19 protein-coding genes are annotated in these 22987 nt (G+C 47.6%); 4 read left to right on the top strand and 15 right to left on the bottom strand.

The window, feature by feature from the left end:
* Window positions 1–52: 52 nt before the first annotated feature.
* The 4 genes from solA to BM210_RS08605 all read right to left on the bottom strand — a co-directional run bounded on the left by solA (window position 53) and on the right by BM210_RS08605 (window position 5606).
* Window positions 53–1183 (bottom strand): N-methyl-L-tryptophan oxidase, encoded by a 1131-nt coding sequence (gene solA, locus BM210_RS08625; RefSeq protein WP_091167105.1) that lies wholly within the window; start codon window positions 1181–1183, stop codon window positions 53–55.
* A gap of 70 nt (window positions 1184–1253) precedes the next feature.
* The gene (locus tag BM210_RS08620; RefSeq protein WP_256223476.1) at window positions 1254–2222 is read right to left on the bottom strand and encodes a TRM11 family SAM-dependent methyltransferase; all 969 of its coding nucleotides are present in this window, start codon (window positions 2220–2222) and stop codon (window positions 1254–1256) included.
* 137 nt (window positions 2223–2359) lie between these two features.
* The gene (locus BM210_RS08615; RefSeq protein WP_091167101.1) at window positions 2360–3133 is read right to left on the bottom strand and encodes an NUDIX domain-containing protein; all 774 of its coding nucleotides are present in this window, start codon (window positions 3131–3133) and stop codon (window positions 2360–2362) included.
* A gap of 523 nt (window positions 3134–3656) precedes the next feature.
* The gene (locus BM210_RS08605) at window positions 3657–5606 is read right to left on the bottom strand and encodes a sensor domain-containing diguanylate cyclase (protein WP_091167098.1); all 1950 of its coding nucleotides are present in this window, start codon (window positions 5604–5606) and stop codon (window positions 3657–3659) included.
* Between the two features lie 184 nt (window positions 5607–5790).
* On the opposite strand from BM210_RS08605, the gene yhfH reads away from it, so the two are divergent.
* Window positions 5791–5985, top strand: coding sequence for a protein YhfH (yhfH, locus tag BM210_RS08600; RefSeq protein ID WP_091167096.1), 195 nt, complete (start codon window positions 5791–5793; stop codon window positions 5983–5985).
* 107 nt (window positions 5986–6092) lie between these two features.
* Here yhfH and BM210_RS08595 read toward each other — a convergent pair whose 3' ends face one another.
* Window positions 6093–6494 carry a hypothetical protein gene (locus BM210_RS08595; protein WP_091167095.1) on the bottom strand — a complete coding sequence of 134 codons (402 nt, stop codon included), beginning with the start codon at window positions 6492–6494 and terminating at the stop codon, window positions 6093–6095.
* A 167-nt stretch (window positions 6495–6661) separates the two neighbouring features.
* Here BM210_RS08595 and BM210_RS08590 point away from each other — a divergent pair, with 167 nt between their 5' ends.
* Window positions 6662–8437, top strand: coding sequence for a hypothetical protein (locus BM210_RS08590; protein WP_091167093.1), 1776 nt, complete (start codon window positions 6662–6664; stop codon window positions 8435–8437).
* 55 nt (window positions 8438–8492) lie between these two features.
* Window positions 8493–8987, top strand: coding sequence for a DUF4830 domain-containing protein (locus BM210_RS08585; RefSeq protein ID WP_256223392.1), 495 nt, complete (start codon window positions 8493–8495; stop codon window positions 8985–8987).
* Between the two features lie 189 nt (window positions 8988–9176).
* Here the strand turns inward: BM210_RS08585 and BM210_RS08580 are convergent, their stop codons facing one another.
* The 6 genes from BM210_RS08580 to BM210_RS08555 all read right to left on the bottom strand — a co-directional run bounded on the left by BM210_RS08580 (window position 9177) and on the right by BM210_RS08555 (window position 15801).
* Window positions 9177–10565, bottom strand: a complete 1389-nt coding sequence (locus BM210_RS08580) for an LLM class flavin-dependent oxidoreductase (RefSeq protein ID WP_091167092.1) — start codon at window positions 10563–10565, stop codon at window positions 9177–9179.
* Window positions 10566–10594: 29 nt separating this feature from the next.
* A complete protein-coding gene (locus BM210_RS08575) occupies window positions 10595–11260 on the bottom strand; it encodes a methionine ABC transporter permease (protein WP_091167090.1) in 666 nt (221 codons plus the stop codon).
* A complete protein-coding gene (locus tag BM210_RS08570) occupies window positions 11253–12023 on the bottom strand; it encodes a methionine ABC transporter ATP-binding protein (RefSeq protein ID WP_091167089.1) in 771 nt (256 codons plus the stop codon). Before BM210_RS08570 ends, BM210_RS08575 begins: the two co-directional genes overlap by 8 nt.
* A gap of 34 nt (window positions 12024–12057) precedes the next feature.
* Entirely contained in the window at window positions 12058–12948 is an 891-nt protein-coding gene (locus BM210_RS08565; RefSeq protein WP_091167087.1) for a MetQ/NlpA family ABC transporter substrate-binding protein, read from the bottom strand.
* A 96-nt stretch (window positions 12949–13044) separates the two neighbouring features.
* Complete coding sequence (locus tag BM210_RS08560; RefSeq protein WP_091167086.1) at window positions 13045–14349, bottom strand: homocysteine synthase; 1305 nt, start codon at window positions 14347–14349, stop codon at window positions 13045–13047.
* Window positions 14350–14418: 69 nt separating this feature from the next.
* Entirely contained in the window at window positions 14419–15801 is a 1383-nt protein-coding gene (locus tag BM210_RS08555; protein WP_091167085.1) for an LLM class flavin-dependent oxidoreductase, read from the bottom strand.
* Window positions 15802–15998: 197 nt separating this feature from the next.
* Here BM210_RS08555 and BM210_RS08550 point away from each other — a divergent pair, with 197 nt between their 5' ends.
* On the top strand, window positions 15999–16487 hold the full coding sequence (locus tag BM210_RS08550) for a GAF domain-containing protein (RefSeq protein WP_091167083.1): 489 nt from the start codon (window positions 15999–16001) through the stop codon (window positions 16485–16487).
* On the opposite strand, the gene BM210_RS08545 is transcribed toward BM210_RS08550, so the two are convergent.
* The 4 genes from BM210_RS08545 to BM210_RS08530 all read right to left on the bottom strand — a co-directional run bounded on the left by BM210_RS08545 (window position 16457) and on the right by BM210_RS08530 (window position 22941).
* Complete coding sequence (locus BM210_RS08545) at window positions 16457–17845, bottom strand: LLM class flavin-dependent oxidoreductase (RefSeq protein ID WP_091167081.1); 1389 nt, start codon at window positions 17843–17845, stop codon at window positions 16457–16459. The two genes, BM210_RS08550 and BM210_RS08545, sit on opposite strands and share 31 nt — an antisense overlap.
* A gap of 15 nt (window positions 17846–17860) precedes the next feature.
* Window positions 17861–20179 (bottom strand): SfnB family sulfur acquisition oxidoreductase, encoded by a 2319-nt coding sequence (locus tag BM210_RS34255; RefSeq protein ID WP_143101016.1) that lies wholly within the window; start codon window positions 20177–20179, stop codon window positions 17861–17863.
* A 97-nt stretch (window positions 20180–20276) separates the two neighbouring features.
* A complete protein-coding gene (ssuD, locus tag BM210_RS08535) occupies window positions 20277–21452 on the bottom strand; it encodes an FMNH2-dependent alkanesulfonate monooxygenase (RefSeq protein WP_091167659.1) in 1176 nt (391 codons plus the stop codon).
* 16 nt (window positions 21453–21468) lie between these two features.
* Window positions 21469–22941: a 4-hydroxyphenylacetate 3-hydroxylase family protein gene (locus tag BM210_RS08530; RefSeq protein ID WP_091167080.1), complete on the bottom strand. Its 1473-nt coding sequence runs from the start codon at window positions 22939–22941 to the stop codon at window positions 21469–21471.
* Between the last annotated feature and the right edge of the window lie 46 nt (window positions 22942–22987).

The following is a 22987-nucleotide window of genomic DNA, read 5'->3' as shown; positions in this document are numbered from 1 at the left end:
TCCCTGCTGTCCGAATGTTTGGTTCATCTTATATAGCTGCCTTAAAGTCTAATTAAAACCTGGAAAGAGCAAAAAACTTGAGTTGTTCATTATACACGTTATGTATCATCCAATCACTAACAGTCTGGCCTATACTACTGGCAAATTTAAAGCCATGTCCAGAAAAGCCTGTGGCGATATACACGTGGGAATAATCTGGATGTTGGTCGATAATGCCATGCTCATCCGGTGTCCTTTCATATAGGCATACATCGCCTCTAAGCAATCGTCCCTCCGCCTTGGGCATAAATTGCTGCAGCAGCTGACGGAATTCAATCTCATCAGCGGGGTAGCTTCCAAATGGAGCTGTTGGCTGTCCCCAGTCCAAGATCTCACCACCATCGTGTCTGCCCATTTTCAAACCGGAGCCGGTAAAACTGGGAAATCCGTAAAACTCTCCAAATTCCGTATTGATAATAAAGCCCGGAAAACAACGGCTATCGAATAATTTATGCTCCGTTTTCGGTTCAAACCAAGCTATCGGTTTCCTCACCGCTTCAACAGGAAGCTTCAAGTCAGGAAGTATGGTGCCTGAGCGAGCGCCAGCCGTCAGCAATAGCTGCCGACCTATATAACGATCGGTTCGAGTCGATACTTCTACATGCGTAGGCTTATAAGATACTCGTTCAACAGGACTGTTCACCTGCAGCTTGGCACCGTTTTGAACAGACAACTGCTGGAACGATTCGATAATTGCTTCGCAGCTCAGTACACCTCCACGCGATTCATACAGCCCCCTATACCCCCTTGGCACGATAAGTCCAGGCCAACGGCCTTCAATTTCCTCCGGCATCAGCACTTCAATGGGCAATTCAAATTTCCTTGCCTTGTTCTCTTTTCCCTGAGTCAAAGGCGAGTCTTCCGGATCCAGGCTCAAAACACCTGTGCGATGGAACAGCTTCCGACTGGCTGCTTGCTCAAGCATTTCCCATTCTCGTTCCGCATGGAGAGCTAAATGAAGATACGCATCCTCACCACTGTAGGCGTGACGAAAGAGCCGGGTTTCCCCATGATGGCTGCCCTCCTTATGAGGAGGATTATACGCATCCAACAGCAGCACGGAAGCACCCGAACGGGATAAATAATACCCCGCGCTTGCTCCCATGGTTCCCGCTCCGATAATGATAACATCAAATACGGTCATCCTGTTTCCTCCCTATTTAAGCGTACAAGCAGTATCCACAATTATTAAGCACAAAGCTGTCGAGAAAGAACTACTTACAGACCAGCACTTGTCTGGAAAAGCTGCCCTTCCTTACCACACAACGATCAGAAATCGTAAACCCAGCTTGAATAACAAGCTCATCGATTGTCTCCGTCGTGACAATAACCGCTTTAGTCGTGAGACCTCGCAAGCTTTCTAACATAGACAGCTGTTCAGCAGGAGAGATGACTGAGCATAAATTATAAGGCATATCCAGCACAGCCGCATCGTAGCTTCCGGTTAATGTGCGCATATCCTGAATAGCAACAGCATCCGGAAAACCAAAATGGGCTAGATTCACCCGAGCTCCCCGCACAGCAAGTGGATTAATATCCGTTCCGATCATATGGATACCCATAGACAGCGCCTCGATCAGTACGGTCCCGATGCCGCAGCATGGATCTATAGCCGTCATCCCCTCAGGGAAGGGTACTGCAATGTTGGCAACCGCGCGTGCCATTCGCGTACTAAGTGCCGTGGAATAATGCTGCGGCTTCGTATTGTGCTTAAGCCATACTGCTTCATTGGTCACACATTCACCGAACAGCCAACGTCCATCCAGACGAGTGATTCCGAACAGTCTGTCTGGGTAACGCATCTCGGCCTTCCCGCGAATACACGCTCCCACTTCTCGCTCTATCAGCCTCTGCTCGTTGTAATTGATCGACTTGTCGATGTCTGCATAAACGACTTTGAAGCTTGCATCCTGAAGCTCTATAGCATTCACGGCGGATGCAAGTACCTGCACCGTGTCGGCTGCGAGACTAACTGCGAGCCGCAGCTTAATAAAAGGGCTTCGGCTCGGGTCTATGCGAATAGGGCTGATCACATAGTTGGCACCAAGGTTCGACTCCGTAAGGTGTATGCGATGTTCACGGCTACTGCTCGACTCCATGCCGAACAAAGAGCGCAGCTCCAATTGACAGAGCTGCGCTTCTTCTTCGTGACAGGTGTACATATAGACATAGCTTGATGCCATGCTGGTGATTTCGTAATCAAGGTCAAGGTCAAGCCAATGATCTTTCATAGAGCTTATTTCCATCCTTATTAGCCCAGGCCGCAGCCATCAGCCGATTATTTGTCAAAACGATACTACTATTTGTTGATCGCAGGGGGCTAGCTGTACAAGGAAAGCCTTGGCATGCTTCCCGTGAATCGATACAGCTGTGCAGCTCGCTGTGAATACTCATTCGACTTCTTAGGCTCTCCCTTAGTATCCAGCACCGGCTCCAATACGCCGCTGCGGCTTTGGGTCGATTTCATTTTACGTATAAAATTGGCTTCCTCAAAATCAGGCACAACCGTTTGAATTACCTGATACAGCTCACTGAGCGTGAACTCGTCGGGAAGAAACTCTTTGGCTATCGACGTCAGCAGCATTTTGCTGCGAATTTGCTCCATTGCGTCCTGAATGATCTGCAGATGATCAAAAGCAAGCTCAAGTCCGGGACGACCCAGCTCATTGACAGAAAACAACCCTACATCTGCCGCATCATCGGCCGCTTTGCGTTCAGCTAGATAGTCCTCATGCACGAGGGCAAAAAAAGCATGGGAAAGGATCCATCCTCGGGGATCACGCCCTGGCTTGCTGTACACATTAAAATATTCCATATGGACATCCTTTACACCCGTCTCCTCCTCCAGCTCCCGTCTTGCCGTTTCATACATCGATTCCGTATCGTTGGAGAACCCCCCTGGCAGTGCCCACATCCCCTTGCAGGGCCAAAGCTTGCGTTTGATTAACAGCACCTCCAGCTCCCTTTTGGGAAGTGATTTGGTCGTTCGGTTCGTATGCTCAGCCGTTATCGTGAAAATAACAATATCCGCAGGCGCTCCATCCGGTGTGCGATATTTTCCATGTGTATAGTTTGCAGCATTCTCTTCTGTCAAATCGCTCTCCCCTTATTTTCAATTCGATATATTCATTATGACAATAATGGATGTTTTGTCAAGCTTTTTCGAATCAATCAGCACCTCTCTATCAAATACAACAGAGCACCAGGCTTCGGAATTGTCAGCGGCAGTAATTTTTATCTTAGAAATCGCAAGCAGCAATCTTCATCTTCTACAGTCTGCCAAACTCATATTCAGTTGTGGATAACTAAACCTGTGGATATGTGCACAATAACTTTATAAATCATACATATTAAGGTCCATATACCTGTTTATGATGTGGATAGCTTTGTGGATATCTTGAATAACTAATGAGGATCATGTACTCGTCTCGCGAATTAATATCAAAAAGAGCAGACCCCCGCTAACCTGCACTGGTCTGCTCTTATAGATGATTACTGCTAGATACGATAAGCTGCTGGCATTTTCTAAGTAGTTATCATTGAAATGGCCTGTCCCAAAACGCAAGCTTGGAATACGTGAATTCACATTAATAAAGAAATTGTGGTGGTATCGAAACTTATTCACCCTGTTCATAAAGAACGTATTGATTCTTACCGCTTTCCTTAGCTTTATACATCGCATTGTCGGCATGCTTCATCAAGCTTTGCGCATCTTCCCCGTGAATAGGGTAAAGGCTAATTCCAATGCTCGCCCCTATCGAAACCTCGTGACCGTTCAATACAAAAGGCTGATTAAGCGTCATTAATATCATATTGGCAGTTTTGTTAGCATCACGGTCAACGCTCAGATCGGGGAGAATCATCGTAAACTCGTCACCGCCCATCCGTGCGAGGATATCATCTGGCTTGACACATTCCAACAGCCTTGCAGCTACTCCCTGCAGCAGCATGTCGCCAGCGTCGTGCCCCAAGGTGTCATTCACCTTTTTGAACCCGTCCAGATCAATGAACAGAACGGCGAATTTCCCGTTCGTCTGTTTTGCTGACAACGCTGCCGCATTCAGCTTTTCCGAAAAAGCCATACGGTTAGGCAGCTGCGTCAAGGCATCATGATAAGCCTGGAACCGAATCCGCTCCTCATATTCCTTACGTTTCGTTATATCCTCCACCATGCCAATGAAAAACTCAGGCTCGTCCTCCAATCCTCGTACTAAGGATACGATGGAATTCCCCCAAACCATACTGCCATCCTTATGAATATAACGTTTTTCTACCTGATAATTATTCCGCTTCCCATTCAGCAGCTCATTCAGGGCTCTCGAGTCCTTTTTTATATCATCGGGATGCGTAATAGCGGTTAAGCTCTGGGCGTGAAGCTCCTCTTCTCCCCGTCCGAGCATTTGCTGGAACGCTTCATTTGCCTCCAACGGCTTCTGATTCAGGTCGATCCGCGCTATCCCTACCGCTGCAAACTCAAAGATCGTCCGAAAAATCCGCTCCTGTTGAACAATCCGGTAATAGAGAATCCGAATTTCATATAAAAGGGTGCCTAATACGAGAGTTGCCGATAAAATACTGTTTAATCGAGCTACATACCAGCCTACACTGTAACGGCTTCCAGAGAACAGTGTCAACGTGACATCAAGGAGAGAAGCCAATATGGCAACTGTCAGCCACAGCTGGACGACCGTTCTCCCTCTTGCAAACCAGAGCAGACTGGCAAGGGCAACAAAATTCAAAAGCCACACCACTGGACCTATACCGGAGGTAATCAAAATATTAAAATTGTCTTTCTGTATAATTTTTGGCAGCAGTTGATCCGCAGCAATCGCTAATAAAGTCAGACCGGCTATAAGCACAACAATCGTACCCAATGCTATCCCTAAACCAAGCTTGGCTTGCCTCAAGGTCAGTCGTATTTTGCCGAACTTGACCTCGGTCACAACGTAGAGCGTAACCAGGAACGGATATCCTCCATGCCAAAACACCCACAACCATGTGGCTGTCTGGGTTCCTGCATTCAGCAGACCTGTCTCGGAGAACACGCCCGGGAACGTAAGGATGTGCGGGATCGTAATCAAGCCCGTATACAGATAGGCTGTGGCTAGAACGAGCAATGCAGGCGACCTTGTAACCTGGAACTCGCTCAGCATCAAATAAGCTGTAATCAATTCACAGAATACAACGGCAGCGATAAAGGCAGGTAAAAAGGGCTGTACAGCAGTGCCTGGTTCCTGTGCATAAGGAAACGTTACCGCTACTATGATAATCAGCACAATTGCTGTCGTAACTGCCGCTACCCGTTGATAATAAGAAGAATGGTAATTGCTAATACTCAAGTGTCCATCTTTTGACCTATTATTGTTCGTGCTCATAACCTCCTCCTGCTGCTTCTCCCGTAATTTCTTGGAAATAAATTCGATGATTCCCGAGATCATCACCACGATTGACAAAACACCCAAAGCGTAGGGAGCAATTAAAGGAATAACCCTTAAATCGGAAATATGAATCAATCGCAAAAATAACGGATACATCAGCATCAGAATGATAAAAATGGTTAGTTTCATCAGGCTCTCCTCTAATACGGCTGCAGGAATATGGTTTTATGACATCATCAGCGAGTATTCAACAGCGATAGTATATCATTGGTTCATCTTATTCGACAAATCGAAAAATAGTTTTTGAAGCGCTTACATATATTCTATCGTTCATGTTATAGTAATAGTATCATGAACAAAGGGAGTGAACCGCATGTTAATGCGTACAACCGAGTTTTATGAATCTTTACCCGCAAAGCGTTGTAATACGTGCAGCGAGACGATGGAAGAAATGGCCGATTGTTACAGTAACACCTGTACCAAGTGCCAAGGATTAACCTTTTATCCTCTCAGTCCCTTGTCAGCTTCAGGAGCTTTACCCATCCGCAGCAATCCACTCATCGAGTAAAGCTCAAACGCCCAGTTCCAGGGGCGTTTTTTTGTTTGTAGCCATGGCAACGCCTGACCCATTTATAAAGGTACATCTTCGCATTAGCTCTTGCTTCCGTCCCTTCATTATTCGACTACGCGTGCAACCTGTCCTCCGCATTCCGCGCATGCCCCCTTGAGAACCAGACCAGACCGTTCACTATATATCGTAAAGTCGCGAATGAGGACAGCCTTCGCGCACTTACCGCACCAGACATTTTCGACGATGGCCTCACGGGTCGCTGCAGGCAGCTCCATCCACTTTTTCCAAACTGTCAGTTGAATAACGCTTGTACTTTCTTTATGATCCTCATTTGGAAAAATCGTCAGAATAACCGGGCCTTCCTTCAGCTTGGAGCCCAAATACTCCTGAACTTCTTCACTTCTTTTATAGCTTTCCACTAAAAGCTTCATCATTTCCTGTTTTGACAGTTGATTCAGCTTGCTTTTTAGCTCTGATATTTTCATCTTCGCTTTTTTGTCGCTCATCGGTCTCACCTGTCCTTTAAACCATTGTACCATGCCAAGAATATTGCGTTAAGTGGTTGTAGTTATCATGAGCAAAAAAGCTGATTCGTGTAGACAACCCAAGGGTATTAACGGTATATTGTGAGTGATTCCTAATCAGGTACAATGTGGAAAAGCGAGGAAAATCTATGACATTTCAATACGGTTCAAACGATCCGCAAATTAAAAATCCGTTTAAACGAGAAGGCATTCTTTATCTGGCAAGTGGCGCTTGTATCATCCTATTAGGCGTCCTATCGCTGTTTGCTCTGCGTAATCAAATGGTTGAGACAGGTCAGGCTGCTGGTTGGCTTAATCTGGTCGTCTGCCTGATTTTATTAGCTGGTGGTGTTTCTTATGTAACTAAAGGTTTGCTGCAAATTTTCCGCTTTTATGTGGGCCGCGGCATTCCGTCGAGCATAAGCCGCAACGAAGCGCGAAGTGAAAAGCATGTGTTTGAAGCCAATTTGGTTTACCAGTCTCAAGAGCTGGATCAAATGCTGACCGGAAGGAAAAATATTACGTTTCGCGAGCCTTCGACACTGCTGGATCGATTGATCTACAGTATTATCCCGAAAATGATTTTTCTGCCCTACTCAATGCGCAATTTCATGCATGTGCTTGTTCAAAATGCCGGCTTTTCCGTGATCGCTTTACTCATTTATTGGCTTGCGCTGCTGTCAGGCTCACTGGGTCTGACCCAACTGTCTAAGTCCTCCTTTAGCAGTTGGCTGGGCATTGCGCTGTCTATTTGTTTACTATTATTGTGGCTGTTCAACAGGCTCTCTGCCAAACATACAAACAGCTTCCGTTTATTAGGAAGTAAAGGACGCATCGTATGGGTGATTGCGCTGAGTATTCTGGTACCCGCTGCAGGCGAGCTGGCTATTAGGCAGGGTGTCGAATTTCCAGAAGCGCCTTTTCACCCTACCTTGCATTTAATTGCCCTTTATTTGATCATCCCGCTTCTTACAGCAGCAAGCATCGTTTTGGCCAAATTTCGCTCTGAGCTGTATGAGCCGCTGACAGAGGTTTCGGAGTTCCGCGAGCATTGGCAGGAAAATGTGCATCCCAAGGATTTTTTCAGATCGCTGGATATGGAACTCGCCAATCTGCGGTACAAAGAATTTCCTAATCGGATTTACCGTGAACTCAGCCCGAATCTGAACATGGAAGGCAGTATGGATAAAGGCAGCTTTGTTGGCGACACCATTCAGGAAACACAGCCTGTCTATGAAGAATTTGCCTATCCGCCTCTATTTCAACAGCTGCGGCTGTACATATCGGTAGCAGGGCATTTGCTGGTAGTGCTATCTGCTCTGCTATTGTTCTTTCTCAATCGTCAGTACATCGATGGTCTGACTTTAAGCCATATGTTTGATGTCGTGTACTTCCCAGTATTGCTCTGGATATTCGGCAGCGCCGCTCAGTACCTTGCTCATCTGTATGGGGCTGAAATGCATTTTACGAGCTATCTGATCCATTTTCAAGGCGAAGGCACCTACACCGAATCGAAGCTTTCCGTAGGCATGGCGATTACAGATTCCACACGAAGCGAGAACTCGATCGTCCGCACCTCCTTCAGTCCGTGGCTGCTGGTCACCCGGTTAGTAACGAGCACACAGGCAAGCTCCGGTTCGGGCAATCTGGCAGGTCCGCGATTTGTAACCAGTATGCATAAAGCCGACGATCTGCTGGACCATCTTGTAGGCAAAATCCGACGATATCTCGGTGATCGCGAAGTCATTGCCACAACGGTCTCAAATAAGGATTTACAGTCCATTCAAACCATCTATGCCTTCAACGAAGCTGCTCCATCCAAGGAAGCTGCGAAGAATCTGGGTGAACCTGAGCTGAAGAAATCGATTAGCCGAAGCGGTGACGCGAATCAGGATGATCGAAAGGATGAAGACAGCGAGAATTGATACTCGTTCAACAAAGATGCTCATGCGTCGTTGACCACAATGGGGTGAGAGGCGAATGTTGAAATTTCGTATGATCGTGATGCTGGTTGGGCTCCTGATTCTAATTGTGACCGGATGTAATAGAGAGGTTACGATGGATGAACAAACAGCCGAAGCCTACGTTCAAGCACAGGGTTATAAAGTTTTGAAACATAAAGGTCAAATTACTGCATACACGTTGGAAAAAAAGACATTGGAATCGAATCCTTATCAACAATCTTGGAGTGTTCAAAAGCATGAGCCCGACCCGTATTTCGGAAAAGAAGTAACCGTATACGGGTTCACAGTGGCAAACCATCCTTTGGAACAGATATACCCCTCTAAAACGAACGTTTCAATCATGCTTTGTGAAGGCAAAGTGATTGGCGGGAATTCATTTCCTGAGAATAATGGAAAAATGATACGGGTTGGCGCCCCTTATTCATTAGACGGAAAAACTCTCGAGGAAGTAACCGGCATGACTTATATAGAATGGACTGCATATTGGAAACAGAAATACGGCAGTAACTAAAAAACATCTGTCCACACAAACAGAACTGGACAATGATATTTTCCCAAACTAAGAACGAAGTAACCTCCAAATCCACTCCGAAAAGTGGAACTGGAGGTTATTTTTGAACTCGATAATGCATCGAATCTGTGGGGATTATGGATTGCTGCCATCTGCCAACACCAAACCTTATAGCGATGTTCCATTGTTCTATAGAACAACAGGCGTCTTAAAAGCTTGTTCACGGATTAAAGCCGAAGGATGGCCTTGCGGGGTTAAAGGAGTACCCTGCCCGAACAATCGCTCACGGAAGGTACCCGCTTCGTATTCTGTACGGTACAAGCCTCTCTTTTGCAGCTCTGGTATGACCAGCTCGATAAAGTCCCGAAACGATCCCGGTGAAAGAAACTGCGTCAGGTTAAAGCCGTCGATACCCGTTTCCTCTACCCAGTATTGGATTTTATCCGCAACCTGCTCCGGTGTCCCTGCTATAAAGAATGGTGACTGTCCGCCTAGCGTTCTGAACGTTTCGATAATTTGTCCTACTGTTTTTTTGTTGTGCTTGGTGAATCTTGAAGCAGCCGTCTGACCATGATCGGTTTCAACATATTCCAGGTAATCATCAGCAGCGTAGCGGGATAAATCATAACCACTGGAACCTCCGTAATGGGCGAGCACTCCCTCAACACTACGGAGTCTGCTGAATTCCTCCACCTTTTGATCGACCTCTTCTTCTGTTCGACCGACGATCACTGACAAGCCGGTAAACATCTTGATGTGCTCAGGCAAGCGGCCATTTGCTTGCGCTTGGGCACGGATATCCGCGATATGCTGCTTCAATACCTCCAGAGTCGGCGCTCCAAGAAATACGCATTCCGCATGTTTTGCGGCAAATGCCCTTCCTTTTACCGAGCTTCCAGCCTGATAAATAACAGGAGTTCTCTGCAAAGAAGGCTCACTGAGATGGGGGCCGGGGAGCCTGAAATATTTGCCTTCATGGTTGATTTCATGCACTTTGGAGGGATCGGTATACGTCCCTGTTTCCACATCACGAATAACGGCATCTTCTTCCCAGCTGCTCTCCCACAGCTTATAGCAAACCTCTAAATACTCATCCGCCATTTCATAGCGCTCGTCATGCGGGATCATACGATCCAGACCATAATTGCGTGCTGCGCTGGGTAGATAAGAGGTGACCACATTCCAGCCGAGCCGTCCTTGTGTCAGATGATCCAGTGTCGTCATACGCCGGGCATGCATATAAGGATGCTCATAAGAGGTGGAGAATGTCACCGCGAAGCCCAAATGCTCTGTAACCAAAGCCATAGGCGGCACAATCAGAAGCGGGTCATTGCAAGGAACCTGAACGGCTTCTCTTAGCGAAGTTTCAATCCCGCCCTTGTACGTATCATAAGCGCCTACTACATCAGCCAAAAACAAGGCATCGAATTTCCCCTGCTCCAGCAGTTGGGCAAGCTCCGTCCAATAAGAAATCTCAGTATACCGATGACGGTTATTGTCCGGATGCACCCACATTCCATGGGATAAATGACCCACGCAGTTCATTTCGAATGCATTCAAATGTATCTTTTTCGGCATGACTCCTTGCCTCCACTCCGGTTTATACATTAAAGCCTCTTATCCAGCCTACGGACGACGAAATTACCGGTAAATTGAAACGCTTGAACGAAAATGACCATCAAAATAACCGTAAAAAACATCACATCCGTCTGATAGCGGTAATAGCCGTAACGGATTGCAAAATCGCCGATGCCCCCGCCCCCAACCAATCCCGCTACCGTGGAATAGGACAGAAAGCTGACAGTAATGATCGTAATGCAGTTGGCCAAACCGGAACGAGCCTCCGTGTAAAGCACTTTCCAAATGATTTGAAAACGGTTCGCCCCCATTGACTCTGCCGCCTCTACAACACCACGGTTTACTTCCAGCAAGGTTTGCTCCACGAAACGTGCGAAGTAAGGCACTGCATTAATTACCATAGGGACCGTAGCCGCTGTAGTTCCGAGTGCTGTTCCTACCAGCATTCGGGTGACGGGAATAATCGCAATCATCAGAATTAGAAACGGAAACGATCGTACCAGATTAACCAGGCCGTTTAACATAAAATAAAACTTCGGTGCCTTGACGAAAGATCCCGGACGTGTCAAATACAGCAGCGTACCCAGCGGCGTACCTAAAAGTACAGCCAGCGGTATCGTAATAATCAGCATGTAAAAGGTTTCGCCCAGCGCTTCTACAATCTCCGGTCCAGCATGAATAATATTGTCAAACATAAGCCACCTCTCTTTTATCCAATACAATCTCATTCTTAAACAAAAATTGGGCTATGTTGGACTTAGGCACAAATTTCGAATCATTCATCTCAAACTTCTCGACGACCACGCCTTGCTCCATTACCGCAACCTTATTGCATATGGATTTAATGACATTCATCTCATGGGTGACGATCACGATGGTGATCCCCAAGCGTTCATTGATCTCCTTCAAAAAAGCAAGGATGCTTCCGGTTGTTGAGGGATCTACGGAGGAAGTCGGTTCATCGCATAAAAGCACCTTGGGCTTGTTGGCCAAAGCGCGGGCAATAGCCACACGCTGCTTCTGCCCTCCACTCAGCTTGGCTGGATAAGCTTTGGTCTTATCCTCCAGCCCTACGATTCGCAAGCATTCCTCAATCCGCTGCTTTCTTTCACTTTTGGGAACTCCCGCGATTTCCAGAGGAAAAGAGACATTTTCAAATACTGTCCGGTTATTAAGCAGATTGAAATGCTGAAAGATCATGCCTATCGACATCCGTGCTTTGCGCAGCTCCTTTTCGTTTAAGGCCAGCATATCCTGTCCGTTGACGATGATTTTACCGCTATCCGGGCGTTCCAGTAAATTAATTGTCCGCATAAGCGTTGATTTACCTGCGCCGCTGAACCCGATGATTCCGTAAATGTCGCCTTCGTCAATTTGCAGGGAAGCCGAGGAGACCGCATTCAGCGGCTCTCCATCGGGAATCTGGAATACTTTATTCACATTCTGAAGCGTAATCACAACACATCGCTCCTTCATTATTTGTAAGCAGAGCTTACTTTTTATTTAAATGATCGATAAATTCAATCGCGTCTCCATATTTGCTCCGATAAAATTCTTTGATCCGTTCACTTTCATATGCCTTTTGCAATACCTTCACTTTATCCGACCCTACTAAATCTTTACGGATGGCGACAATACTTTTGTAAGGCAGACCTTCACCCTTTTCGAGAGCTAATGCGTCGGTCCTAGGCTTGAGACCGATTTGTACAGCTGTTCCGGCAAACAAGAAGCCTACATCCACATCCTCGAGCGTACGCTGCAGCATCAACTGGTCTACTTCTTTAAACTTGTATTTATGCGGATTATCCGTGATATCTCTGGTTGTTGCATGGGTTACCGTAACTCCGTCTTTCAGCTTTAAGCGTCCCAGATCACGAAGCATGAACAACGCACGTCCGTTATTAGCCGGGTCTACTGGAATTCCGAAGGTGGCTCCGTCCGGTACATCCTCAATCTTTTTGTATTTTTGGGAATAAAGGCCTGATGGTGTGAAGATCGTATAGAAGCCGCGAACGATATTTTTCAAACCATGATCCGTTACAAACTGGTCAAAATAAGCCTCATGCTGAAAAGAATTCGAATCCACCTGACCATCATTCAAAATCTTGTTCGGTTGAACGATGTCGTTGACAGTCACGATCTCCAACGTATAGCCTTGTTTGTCGACTTCCTCTTTCAAGATCTTTGCGATATCCCCGTTAAATCCGCTATCGCTCATAATGTGCTTGATGACCTTATCCTCTTTCTTGACCTCTTTCGCTCCGCCACCTGCTGCCGAAGTGCCAGCTCCGCTTGCTGCTGGTCCGCCTGATGCTTGTTGTGTGCCGCAAGCGGTTAGCAATAAAATAAAAGTTAATAAGAATAGCCCCAAAGATTTCTTCATGATTCTGATTTCGCCCCTTCAATAATTAATTGATCATATCGGTTTTCTTGGTATTACAGCATGAATATGAAACCACGGCTATTGAGTCCAGCTTGACTATTCTTTTGTTGTTTGTTGGCTTATCGCGATAGCCTGCTCCAAATCATAAAGAATATCGTCGATTGCCTCTGTTCCAATAGAAAGCCGGATTAAACCAGATGTTACCCCTGCAGCCGCTTGCTCCTTCTCGTTCAATTGCTGATGTGTCGTGCTAGCCGGGTGAATAATCAACGACTTGGAATCTCCTACATTCGCCAGATGCGAGAACAGCTGAACGGAATGGATCAACCTTTTTCCCGCTTCTATACCGCCCTTGATGCCAAAGGTAAGGATAGCTCCCTGCCCCTTAGGCAAGTATTTCTGTGCCAGCTCGTAAGAAGGATGGCTTTCCAGCCCCGCATAGCTTACCCATTCAACATCGTCATGCTGTTCGAGATATTGAGCCACTTTTAATGCATTCGAGCTATGCCGCTCCAGTCGCAAATGTAAGGTTTCCAATCCCTGCAATAATAAGAAGGAATTAAATGGAGACAACGCGCCGCCGAGATCTCTTAACAGCTGTACTCTAGCCTTGATGATATAAGCGATCGGGCCGACGGCCTCGGTATACACGACTCCATTATAGCTCGGGTCCGGCTCGGTTAATCCAGGGAACTTATCGTTCGCGGTCCAGTCAAACTTGCCTCCATCTACAATCACGCCACCAATGGAAGTACCGTGGCCCCCGATGAATTTGGTAGCCGAATGCACTACGATATCAGCTCCATGCTCAATTGGCCTCAGCAGATAAGGGCTCGGGAACGTGTTGTCTACAATAAGTGGAATTCCATTCTCATGTGCTATGGTCGCTACTGCCTCAATATCCAGAACATCACCTTTTGGGTTGCCAATTGTTTCTGCGTAAAGGGCTTTGGTTTTATCCGTAATCGCGGCGCGGAAATTTTCGGGATCGCTTGGATCTACAAATGTAACTTTAATCCCCAATTTTCTAAGCGTGTTGGAGAACAAATTATAGGTACCGCCGTACAAGCTTGCTGCTGAAACGATCTCATCACCCGCACCGGCAATGTTCAGGATGGAGTAGGTGATCGCCGCTTGCCCAGAAGCTACACCCAAAGCCCCAACCCCACCTTCCAGCGCTGCCACCCGCTGCTCGAATACATCCGTAGTCGGGTTCATAACCCGCGTATAGATGTTGCCGAACTCCTTCAGCGCAAACAAGTTAGCCGCATGCTCGGTATCACGGAAGCCGTAAGATGTCGTCTGATAGATAGGCACTGCCCGTGAGAGGGTCGTCGGATCAATTTGTTGTCCCGCGTGTACGGCTAAGGTTTCCAGTCCTAATTGTCTTTCATTTGCCATGGTAACAACCTCTTTCCATTATGGTTTATGGGTATTGATCACGTTCAAGCTCCAGTACGGCTTACCTTGTTAAATTTGATTTGCAGGCTGTCGTCTTACTTTGGCTCCGGGATGATCATTCGGGAGCTTGCTCTGCCCTTGGCCAAACAGCTTTTCCCGGAGCGTACCTTCTTCGTATTCGGTTTTATAAATTCCCCGGCTTTGAAGCTCAGGGATTACCAAATCGATAAACTCCTTCAAGCTCCCGGGGGTTATTAGGTGTGCAAGATTGAAACCGTCAATACCAGTCTCCTCCATCCAATGCTGCATTTGATCAGCAATTTCCTCAGGAGCTCCGACCAATACGGTTCCTCTTCCTCCAATGGTACCGATTTTTTGTTTCACCTCTCCAACGGTAAGCTTCTTTTCGGCATACTTGGTAAAATGGGCGGCTGTCGTTTGTCCATGGTTGGTTTGCTTATATTCCAAAGGCTCCAATGGATCGTAAGCATCCAGATCATAGCCGCTGGAGCCACCATATTGGGCCAGAGCAGCATCCGTGCTCCACAACCTTGAATATTCCTCGAACTTCTCCTTTGCCTCCTGTCCGGTACGGCCTACGACCACGTTCAAGCCCATAAACATCTTGATCGTATCTGGATTTCTGCCAGCTGCGGCTGCCTTCTTGCGAATATCGTGTACATAAAACTTCAATGTCTCCGTATTCGGCGCTCCGAGAAATACACATTCCGCATGCTTGGCGGCGAAGTCCCTTCCCTTCTCCGAGCTTCCCGCCTGATATACAACAGGTGTTCGCTGTGGTGAGGGTTCGCTTAGATGCGGTCCGGGTACCCGGTAAAACTTGCCTTCATGGTTAATTTCGTGGACCTTGCTCGGATCCGTATAAATTTTGTTAGTTACGTCCCTGACCACTGCATCATCATCCCAGCTGGCTTCCCACAGCTTGTAGACAACTTCCAGAAATTCATCTGCTCTTTCATAGCGTTCATCGTGCTCGATCATCTCATCCAAGCCAAAATTTTTGGCGGCACTCGGCAAATAGGAGGTGACGATATTCCATGCCAGTCTGCCTTTCGTTAAATGATCAAGCGTGGACATCCGTCTGGCATGTGCATAGGGATGCTCATACGTTGTAGTGACTGTAACCGCAAAGCTTAGATGCTTGGTGGCATAAGCCATCGCGGGGATGATCAATGCCGGGTCATTCACCGGCACCTGAACCGCATCACGTACGGCCGGATCACGGCTTTGTTGGTACACATCATAAACGCCTACCACATCCGCCAGGAACAGTGCATCAAATTTCCCTCTTTCCAGCAGTTGGGCCAGCTCCACCCAATAATCCAGCTCCTTGTACCGATGCCGCTCATTATCCGGGTGCTTCCACAAACCATGTGAGTTATGCATGGCACAATTCATATCAAATGCATTCAATCGGATTTGCTTGCCCATCAGTTCTCCACCTCACAGATCAGATTTCAAGAAAAAGAGACACGGCCATCAAGCTGATGGTGTGTCTCCAGTTGTCCGGTTGACATTGTATTATTATTCCAATAGGATTAGTATGTATTATTCATAATGCATGAAATCATTTTGTTAGTCAATGCTTTTTTTGTTATAATTATGAAATCATTTAGGAGGTCGATTGTATGTTTCAACCCAAGCATTACGAAGGGAGTCCGGAGGACCGGTACACCCTGCTGCTGCGCCAATTGGACTCTTTAATTGAAGACGAGCCGGACCGCATAGCCAATCTCGCTAACGCCTCCGCTCTTCTCGGGCAATTTCTGGAAACCATCAACTGGGTAGGTTTCTACTTGCTGAATGAAGATAACATACTTGTTCTCGGACCCTTTCAAGGCTTGCCTGCCTGCACCCGCATTGCCTACGGCAAGGGAGTATGTGGAACCGCCGTTGCTCAAAGACGCACCCAGCGTGTGGATGATGTCCATCTGTTTCCAGGTCATATCGCATGTGATGCAGCTTCCCGATCAGAGCTGGTCATCCCCTTGTTCCACCAGAACACCCTTATAGGTGTGCTCGATATCGACAGTCCTGTAGAAGCCCGTTTTACGGAGACGGACCAACATTACCTGGAACAGTTTTGTCAGCGTCTGACAGCTGATTCCGCAATTTGACGGTAGGAAGCCGCCGGATGAGCATTCGGGATAAGGGACGTATCACTGCCGAACAGCTTCTGGCGGTATGTCCCTTCCTCGTACTCCTCCTTGACCAGTCCGCGGTTTTGCAACTCCGGCACAACCAACTCGATAAAGTCCCGAACGGTTCCCGGTGTTACGACCTGAGCAAAGTTCAAGCCATCAATGCCTGCTTCTTCGACCCAACGCTCGATTTCATCGACAATTTCGATCGGTGTGCCGACCTGCATCCAGCCTCCTCCGAATTTTCCAATCGATTCCTTCACTTCCCTAACTGTCCGCTTCTTCGTAAACTGCGTATATTGTGCTGCTCTGGTTTGGTTACCTTCCGTGGACATATACTCAAAAATTTGGTCAGGATCAAGTTTTGACAAGTCATATCCGCTGGACCCGCAGTATTGGGCTAATGCTGCCTCACTGCTGCGATGCTGTTCATAATCATGAAATTTATCGCGGGCTTCCGCCGAGGTTTCCGCAACAATCGCCGAAAACCCCTTAAACATCAATATGTTCTCGGGATTCCGTCCATAAGCTTTTGCCTGGGAGCGTATATCCTCCACATAAAAGCGGAGCGCCTCCGGTGTCTGTCCGCCGACAAATACACACTCCGCATGCTTGGCTGCAAACGTTCTGCCTCTTACCGAGCTGCCAGCCTGGTAAATGACAGGAGTACGCTGTGGAGAAGGCTCGCATAAATGCGGACCAGCGACTTGAAAATGCTTGCCTTTATGCCCAATTTCATGTACTTTGCTTGGATCGGCATACATATCGTTAAGCTGATCAAATACAACAGCGCCTTCCTCCCAGCTTCCCTCCCACAGCTTGTAGCAAACCTCCAAAAACTCCTCGGCGATTTCATACCGGTCGTCATGCTTGATCATCTCATCCAGACCAAAGTTCCTTGCTGCGTTCGGCAAATACGAGGTCACAATATTCCACGCAATACGCCCTTTGGTAAGGTGGTCCAAGGTCGACATTCGGCGGGACAAAGCAAAAGGATGCTCATAAGACGTAGAGACGGTAACAGCAAATCCCAGATGTTTGGTCGCATGAGCCATTACAGGAACAATTAGCGATGGATCGTTGGCAGGCACCTGAACCGCGTTTTTCACGGAAATATCGCGTGTATCCTTATATACATCATAGACACCAATCACATCCGCCAGGAATAAAGCATCAAATTTCCCTTTCTCCAAAAGCTGCGCCAAATCGGTCCAGTAGCCGAGATCGTTATACCGTCTTCGTTCATTGTCAGGATGTTTCCACAAGCCGTGGGAGTTATGTCCCACGCAGTTCATATCAAATAAATTGAGCAGCAGCTTGTTCTTTTTTGCCATTTCGTCACTTCCTTTCTATAGACCCGCCTGATTAGGCGGCAGCACGCCGTTCAAATACCAATTGCCCACATGATGCAGCTTCCAGCGTACCGGATCATGGAGCGTATGAATTCTTCCGTTTCGCCAATGCCGGTCCAAATTGTATTTCTCATCCATGGATGAGGTTCCAGCTACTTCAAACAAGGCGTTGGTGACCTCTATTACCACATCTGTTGCAACAGCTTTCGCGGATGCGACCAGCAGTGAGGATTGCCCTACTGTCTCCTCATTTAAATCATGGCGAGCTGTATCAATAGCTGCTGCCGCCTTTTCCAATAGGGCTTCGGCAGCCTGAAGCCGTACTCCCAGCTCTCCAAAACGTTTAATCAAATATGGCTCCTCGGAAGCCCGGGCAACACCGCTTTGTATGGAAGGTCTTGATTTCTCGCGTACGAACCAGGATGCATCCGCCATTGCTGCTACAGCGATCCCTACATCTACCGCTGCATGCATAATCTGAGCAAATGCGCCAAAATATTGAGGTGCCTCGAACGTTTTCCAATGTGGTACAACGTATGCATCAGGCACTTCGATATCACCGAGAATGACACTTCCACTTGCTGTTGTACGCTGACCAATTCCCGACCAATCATCAATTAGCGTCAAGCCCTCCGTTTGCCGGGGAATGAATACCGCTACCCGCTTGCCGTCATCATCGTCGGCGAATACAGGAATCCATGGAGAGAACAACGATCCGGTACAATAATATTTCCTCCCGTTCACCTTCCAGGTTCCTTCCCCGCTCCTCGTCACGCGAGTGGACATCAGCTTTCCATTTCGGGAACCGCGCTCGGCCAATCCATTGCCGAACTGTGCCCCTTTCAGCACTTCCGCGAAAAAATACCTTTTCTGCGCCACCGTCCCGTTTAGCTCCAACACCTTTACAAAGAAATGATGGTTTTGCGGGATCTGGCCAATAGCTCCATCTGCTGCGGAAATAATCTTGAACACCTCAGCCAAGGTTGCGGTCGATACACCCGGACCTCCATATTCCTTGGGCACCACTATACCCAACAGACCGCTTTCCGCGAGCTTTCTAATCTCGTCAAAGGGCAGACGGCGGTACCGATCCCGATCCGATGCGCCAGCACGGATTTCATCCGCAAACTCATGCGCAATACGCAGAGCTTCTTCATCCGATCCAATAAGTCGTGCCTCCGTGCGCTCCTCAAAATAACGGACGGGAACATCTTCTAGCGTAAAGGACGATACACGGTTGGAGAGCGGGACTTGCACATGGCCCTCAGCTATTAATACTTGTGCGCTTGCCAGGAGCTTCCTATCAACAAAGTCGTCGAGTTTGAAGTCAGATACTAACAGCTCCTGCTCCAGGTAATTGCTTTTATATTTGACCAACAGGTCAAGATGCTCTTGATCCAGAGAGAGGGACAGATGATTAAGAAAAGACAAACCATAAACAGTTTCCATCCGACTCTCAGGGATACCCGCAGCTTTGGCAGCGTAACGGAATGCATCCTCCTGATGCTTTTGCGCCCAAGCAGCAGCCAATTGAAGATGAGCCAGTATCCGCTCGGCTGCCTCTGGATAAGCTTGCAGCCATGCAGTCGATAACGCAAAAGCGAACAGCCCGGATTGCGCCAAGTCGGAGTCGGAAGCGGAATCCCAAGCTGTATCCGTATTCCTGCCTATATTCATCCCCCGATCTGTATGTTGAACAGCTACGCTAACCGAATCCACGATCTGCTGTTCCCCTTCCAGCACACGCGCCCCAGTGATCCGCTCCACATCGTAAGCATCCGAACCAAAGGCAATGATCGCATCGACTTCTCCTTGAAGCAAAGCCAATGTCTCACGCTGCGTAGGAGTCGTAGTACCCAGAGGGAGATGTACCCAATGAACGTTCGATGGCTGCAGCCCTGCTTGCTCTATAATGGCGTTAAAACGTTGAACGGCTTCAATTCTGCGAAGATCCGCTCGGTTTTCGCTGTCATAAGAAATGCCGATGACCGCTCCCTTAAGATTAGAAAGCGAGTCAATCAATGAATTCGGCTGGACCAGAATAAATGACTTAGATTTCAGGAGGTTTAAACCGGCAATCGTGATTGGATTGCTCCGACTTAAAGTATGAAGCGCCCGTAAACTGTCGGTATAGTAAATTTCGGCTTCATCACTGCCCGTAGATGAATTTCCCGAATTCCGCCGATCGGTTACTGACTCCAAGCGAAAGCCCAAGCCCATTAAATCTTTTTGCAGTTCACCCAATTGCAGGGCTAATCCCCATACACTTGGAATCTGTAAGCAATCATACCGAATTGTTTTCCATTTGAAAGGCATAACTATCCTCCGTTTTAATAAAGTTAACCGATAAAAGGAGATACACAAAAGCTCTCAGATGCAAATTGTCGGCGTCGGTTTCCGAATGGATTACCTCTTATTTGGAGCTGCTTACTGGTGATTTATCGGCATCGGCAAGCTTTGTCTTCCCAGGCAGCTCGTTATTGGCAATCATTTCACCAAACGGACTGATGAAAGACGGATCATCCGTGTTTCCTGTGGGACCCAGATTCAGTTTTGGAAACAGCAGCTCTGCAGTACGGTAAGCTTCCTCCAAATGAGGATAACCCGAGAGAATAAACGTCTCAATGCCCAGCTCCGTATATTCTTTCATTCTGGCTGCTATACTGTCCGGGCTGCCGACCAACGCCGTACCCGCTCCTCCACGTACCAGACCGATCCCTGCCCACAGGTTTGGGCTGATTTCAAGCTTGGAACGGTCGCCTTTATGCAGCTCAGACATTCTTTTCTGTCCCTCAGAGTCCATTCTCGCAAAAATTTGCTGGGCTGCTGCTATCGTATCCTCGTCCAGATGCTGAATCAATTCGTCTGCTGCCTGCCAAGCCTCTTCTTCAGTCGGGCGGACAATGATATGCAGTCGGATTCCGAAGCGAAGCGTTCTACCTTTGGCCTCCGCCAGCTTACGCATGCTGTTTATTTTTTGCTCTACCTGTGCTGGCGGCTCTCCCCAAGTCAGATACACGTCAACGTGCTCGGCTGCAACATCTGATCCCGCATCCGAGGAGCCGCCAAAGTAAAGCGGAGGATACGGTTTTTGAACAGGTGGATAAAGCACCTTGCCTCCAGTTACCTGCAGATGATCGCCTTCGTAGTTCACCTCTTCGCCTTCTAATTCTTTACGCCAAATGGTCAGAAAATCATCCGTCAATCCATAACGGTCATCATGGTTTAAAAACACCCCGTCCCCAGCTAATTCAACAGGGTCCCCGCCTGTAACTACATTGATCAGCAATCTTCCTTTGGAGAAACGATCAAGGGTAGCCGTCATTCGTGCTGCAAGCGTAGGGGACATTAATCCGGGACGAACAGCCACTAAAAATTTCAACCTTTCCGTGACCGGAACCAACGTTGAAGCAACGATCCAAGCATCCTCACACGATTTGCCTGTCGGCAGCAAAACACCACTAAACCCTAATTCATCAACAGCCTGAGCAATTTGTTTGCAATAAGCGTAGCTGACGGCCCTCGCCCCTTCTTTTGTTCCTAAATAACGACCATCTCCGTGAGTCGGAATAAACCAGAAAACCTCCATCTCCATCCATCCTCTCTTATATATAGGTATAGTTCCTTTTGGTCCCATGCTTGCCTGCTTCTTTTAATAGCTTCCATACGGGATCCGTAAAGCTGTTTTTATCAGATTTCACATATTGATTGGCGTAAGCCCGAACCGGATCCCCGGCGTAGAAGCGTTCATAGAGCTCATGTCTTGCACCCAGCGGACTGCCGATCAAATCCCAGGCGAGCTTGAACAAATGTATTTTTTTCTCGGCACTGATCGAAGCTCCCTCGAAGTATAGATGCATCAGCTTGGATATAGGGCCGTAAAAGTCCTCCATCCCCGATGGCGTTTGTACGAATCCACCACCTCCGATTTGCTGCAGAATTTCAATCGCACGCGGATAAAACTTCGTACCTATATTTCGGGCCGTATCGATATAGGAAATTTCCGGCACCAGCACTCCTGACTCGTCATGCTTAGCCATCGTCTCACTGGCGATCACAAGAGCCTTCATCGTATCTATCTGGGTGATCAGCTCACCTAACTTCTCCTGGATATGTAAATATCCGTTGACACCAATCGCTTCGGCTATGGCAAAAGCAACTCCTGTCACGAACTCCAGCTTCGATACGTAGCGGACTATGGTTTGATGAAAGGCAAGCGAGTTAGCCGTCTTATTAGCCCTCAGCTTCAAAACCGCCTCCGAATCCCCATACAACAGCACTCTCTCCCACGGTATAAACACATCATCGAAAAATAATACCGCGTCCATTTCCTCATACCGTGAGCTCAAGATGTGATTCTGCTCTCTGCTATCCGCAAATGACTCCCGACACACAATGTGCAGTCCTGCAGAGTTCGCCGGAACAATCAAAATATGGGCATGCTCACGATCCTTTTGATCAAATTGCAGGAAGGAAAATATGATAAAGTCGTGGGTATACGGAGCTCCAGTAGCAATCATCTTCGCTCCCCGAACCGTAATTCCCTCACTCGTCTTCTTGACAACATGCAGAAATCGTTCAGCAATACGGCTATCATCCAAACTCACAGATCGGTCAATCTGCGGATCCAGAATCGCGGTTGTCAAAAATAAATCCCGGTCACGGGCTTCCGTATAATAGGACGTGATCTTCGATTCAAAGTCCGGGTCGAGTTGGTTTAATTGTTTTCTCGCTGCATACCAGCCTGTAATCATCGAACGTCCATAGTCGGATAATCGACTCATCATCCCGTGGGTTTCATCAGACCAATAACGAAAGGCTTGGCTTCGCTTAGCAAGATCTGCTGCGGAATACGGCACCAGGAAAGAGCTGTGTGCGTAGGCTTCCCTTTCTGGGGGTGCAAAACCTACATGGTCGCGGACTGCCGGATCATCAAGCTGATTAAATAATCTTTTTATCGTGCCGAGCGTTCCTTGGAATGCGGCATGATCCGATAAATGGTTGACCCGACTCCCGTCCAGCCACACATTCCGCCCATCAGCCAAACTAGAAATGAAACGATCTCCTCTTGTTGGCATACTATGTCTCCTTCATTAATCGTATAATCCCCATTGATAAAGTTGG

It is taken from the genome of Paenibacillus sp. 1_12 (genome assembly GCF_900114475.1).
Taxonomy (GTDB): domain Bacteria; phylum Bacillota; class Bacilli; order Paenibacillales; family NBRC-103111; genus Paenibacillus_S.
The sequence above is the reverse complement of the archived record's forward strand: the minus strand, read 5'-3'. Positions and strand labels throughout refer to the sequence as shown.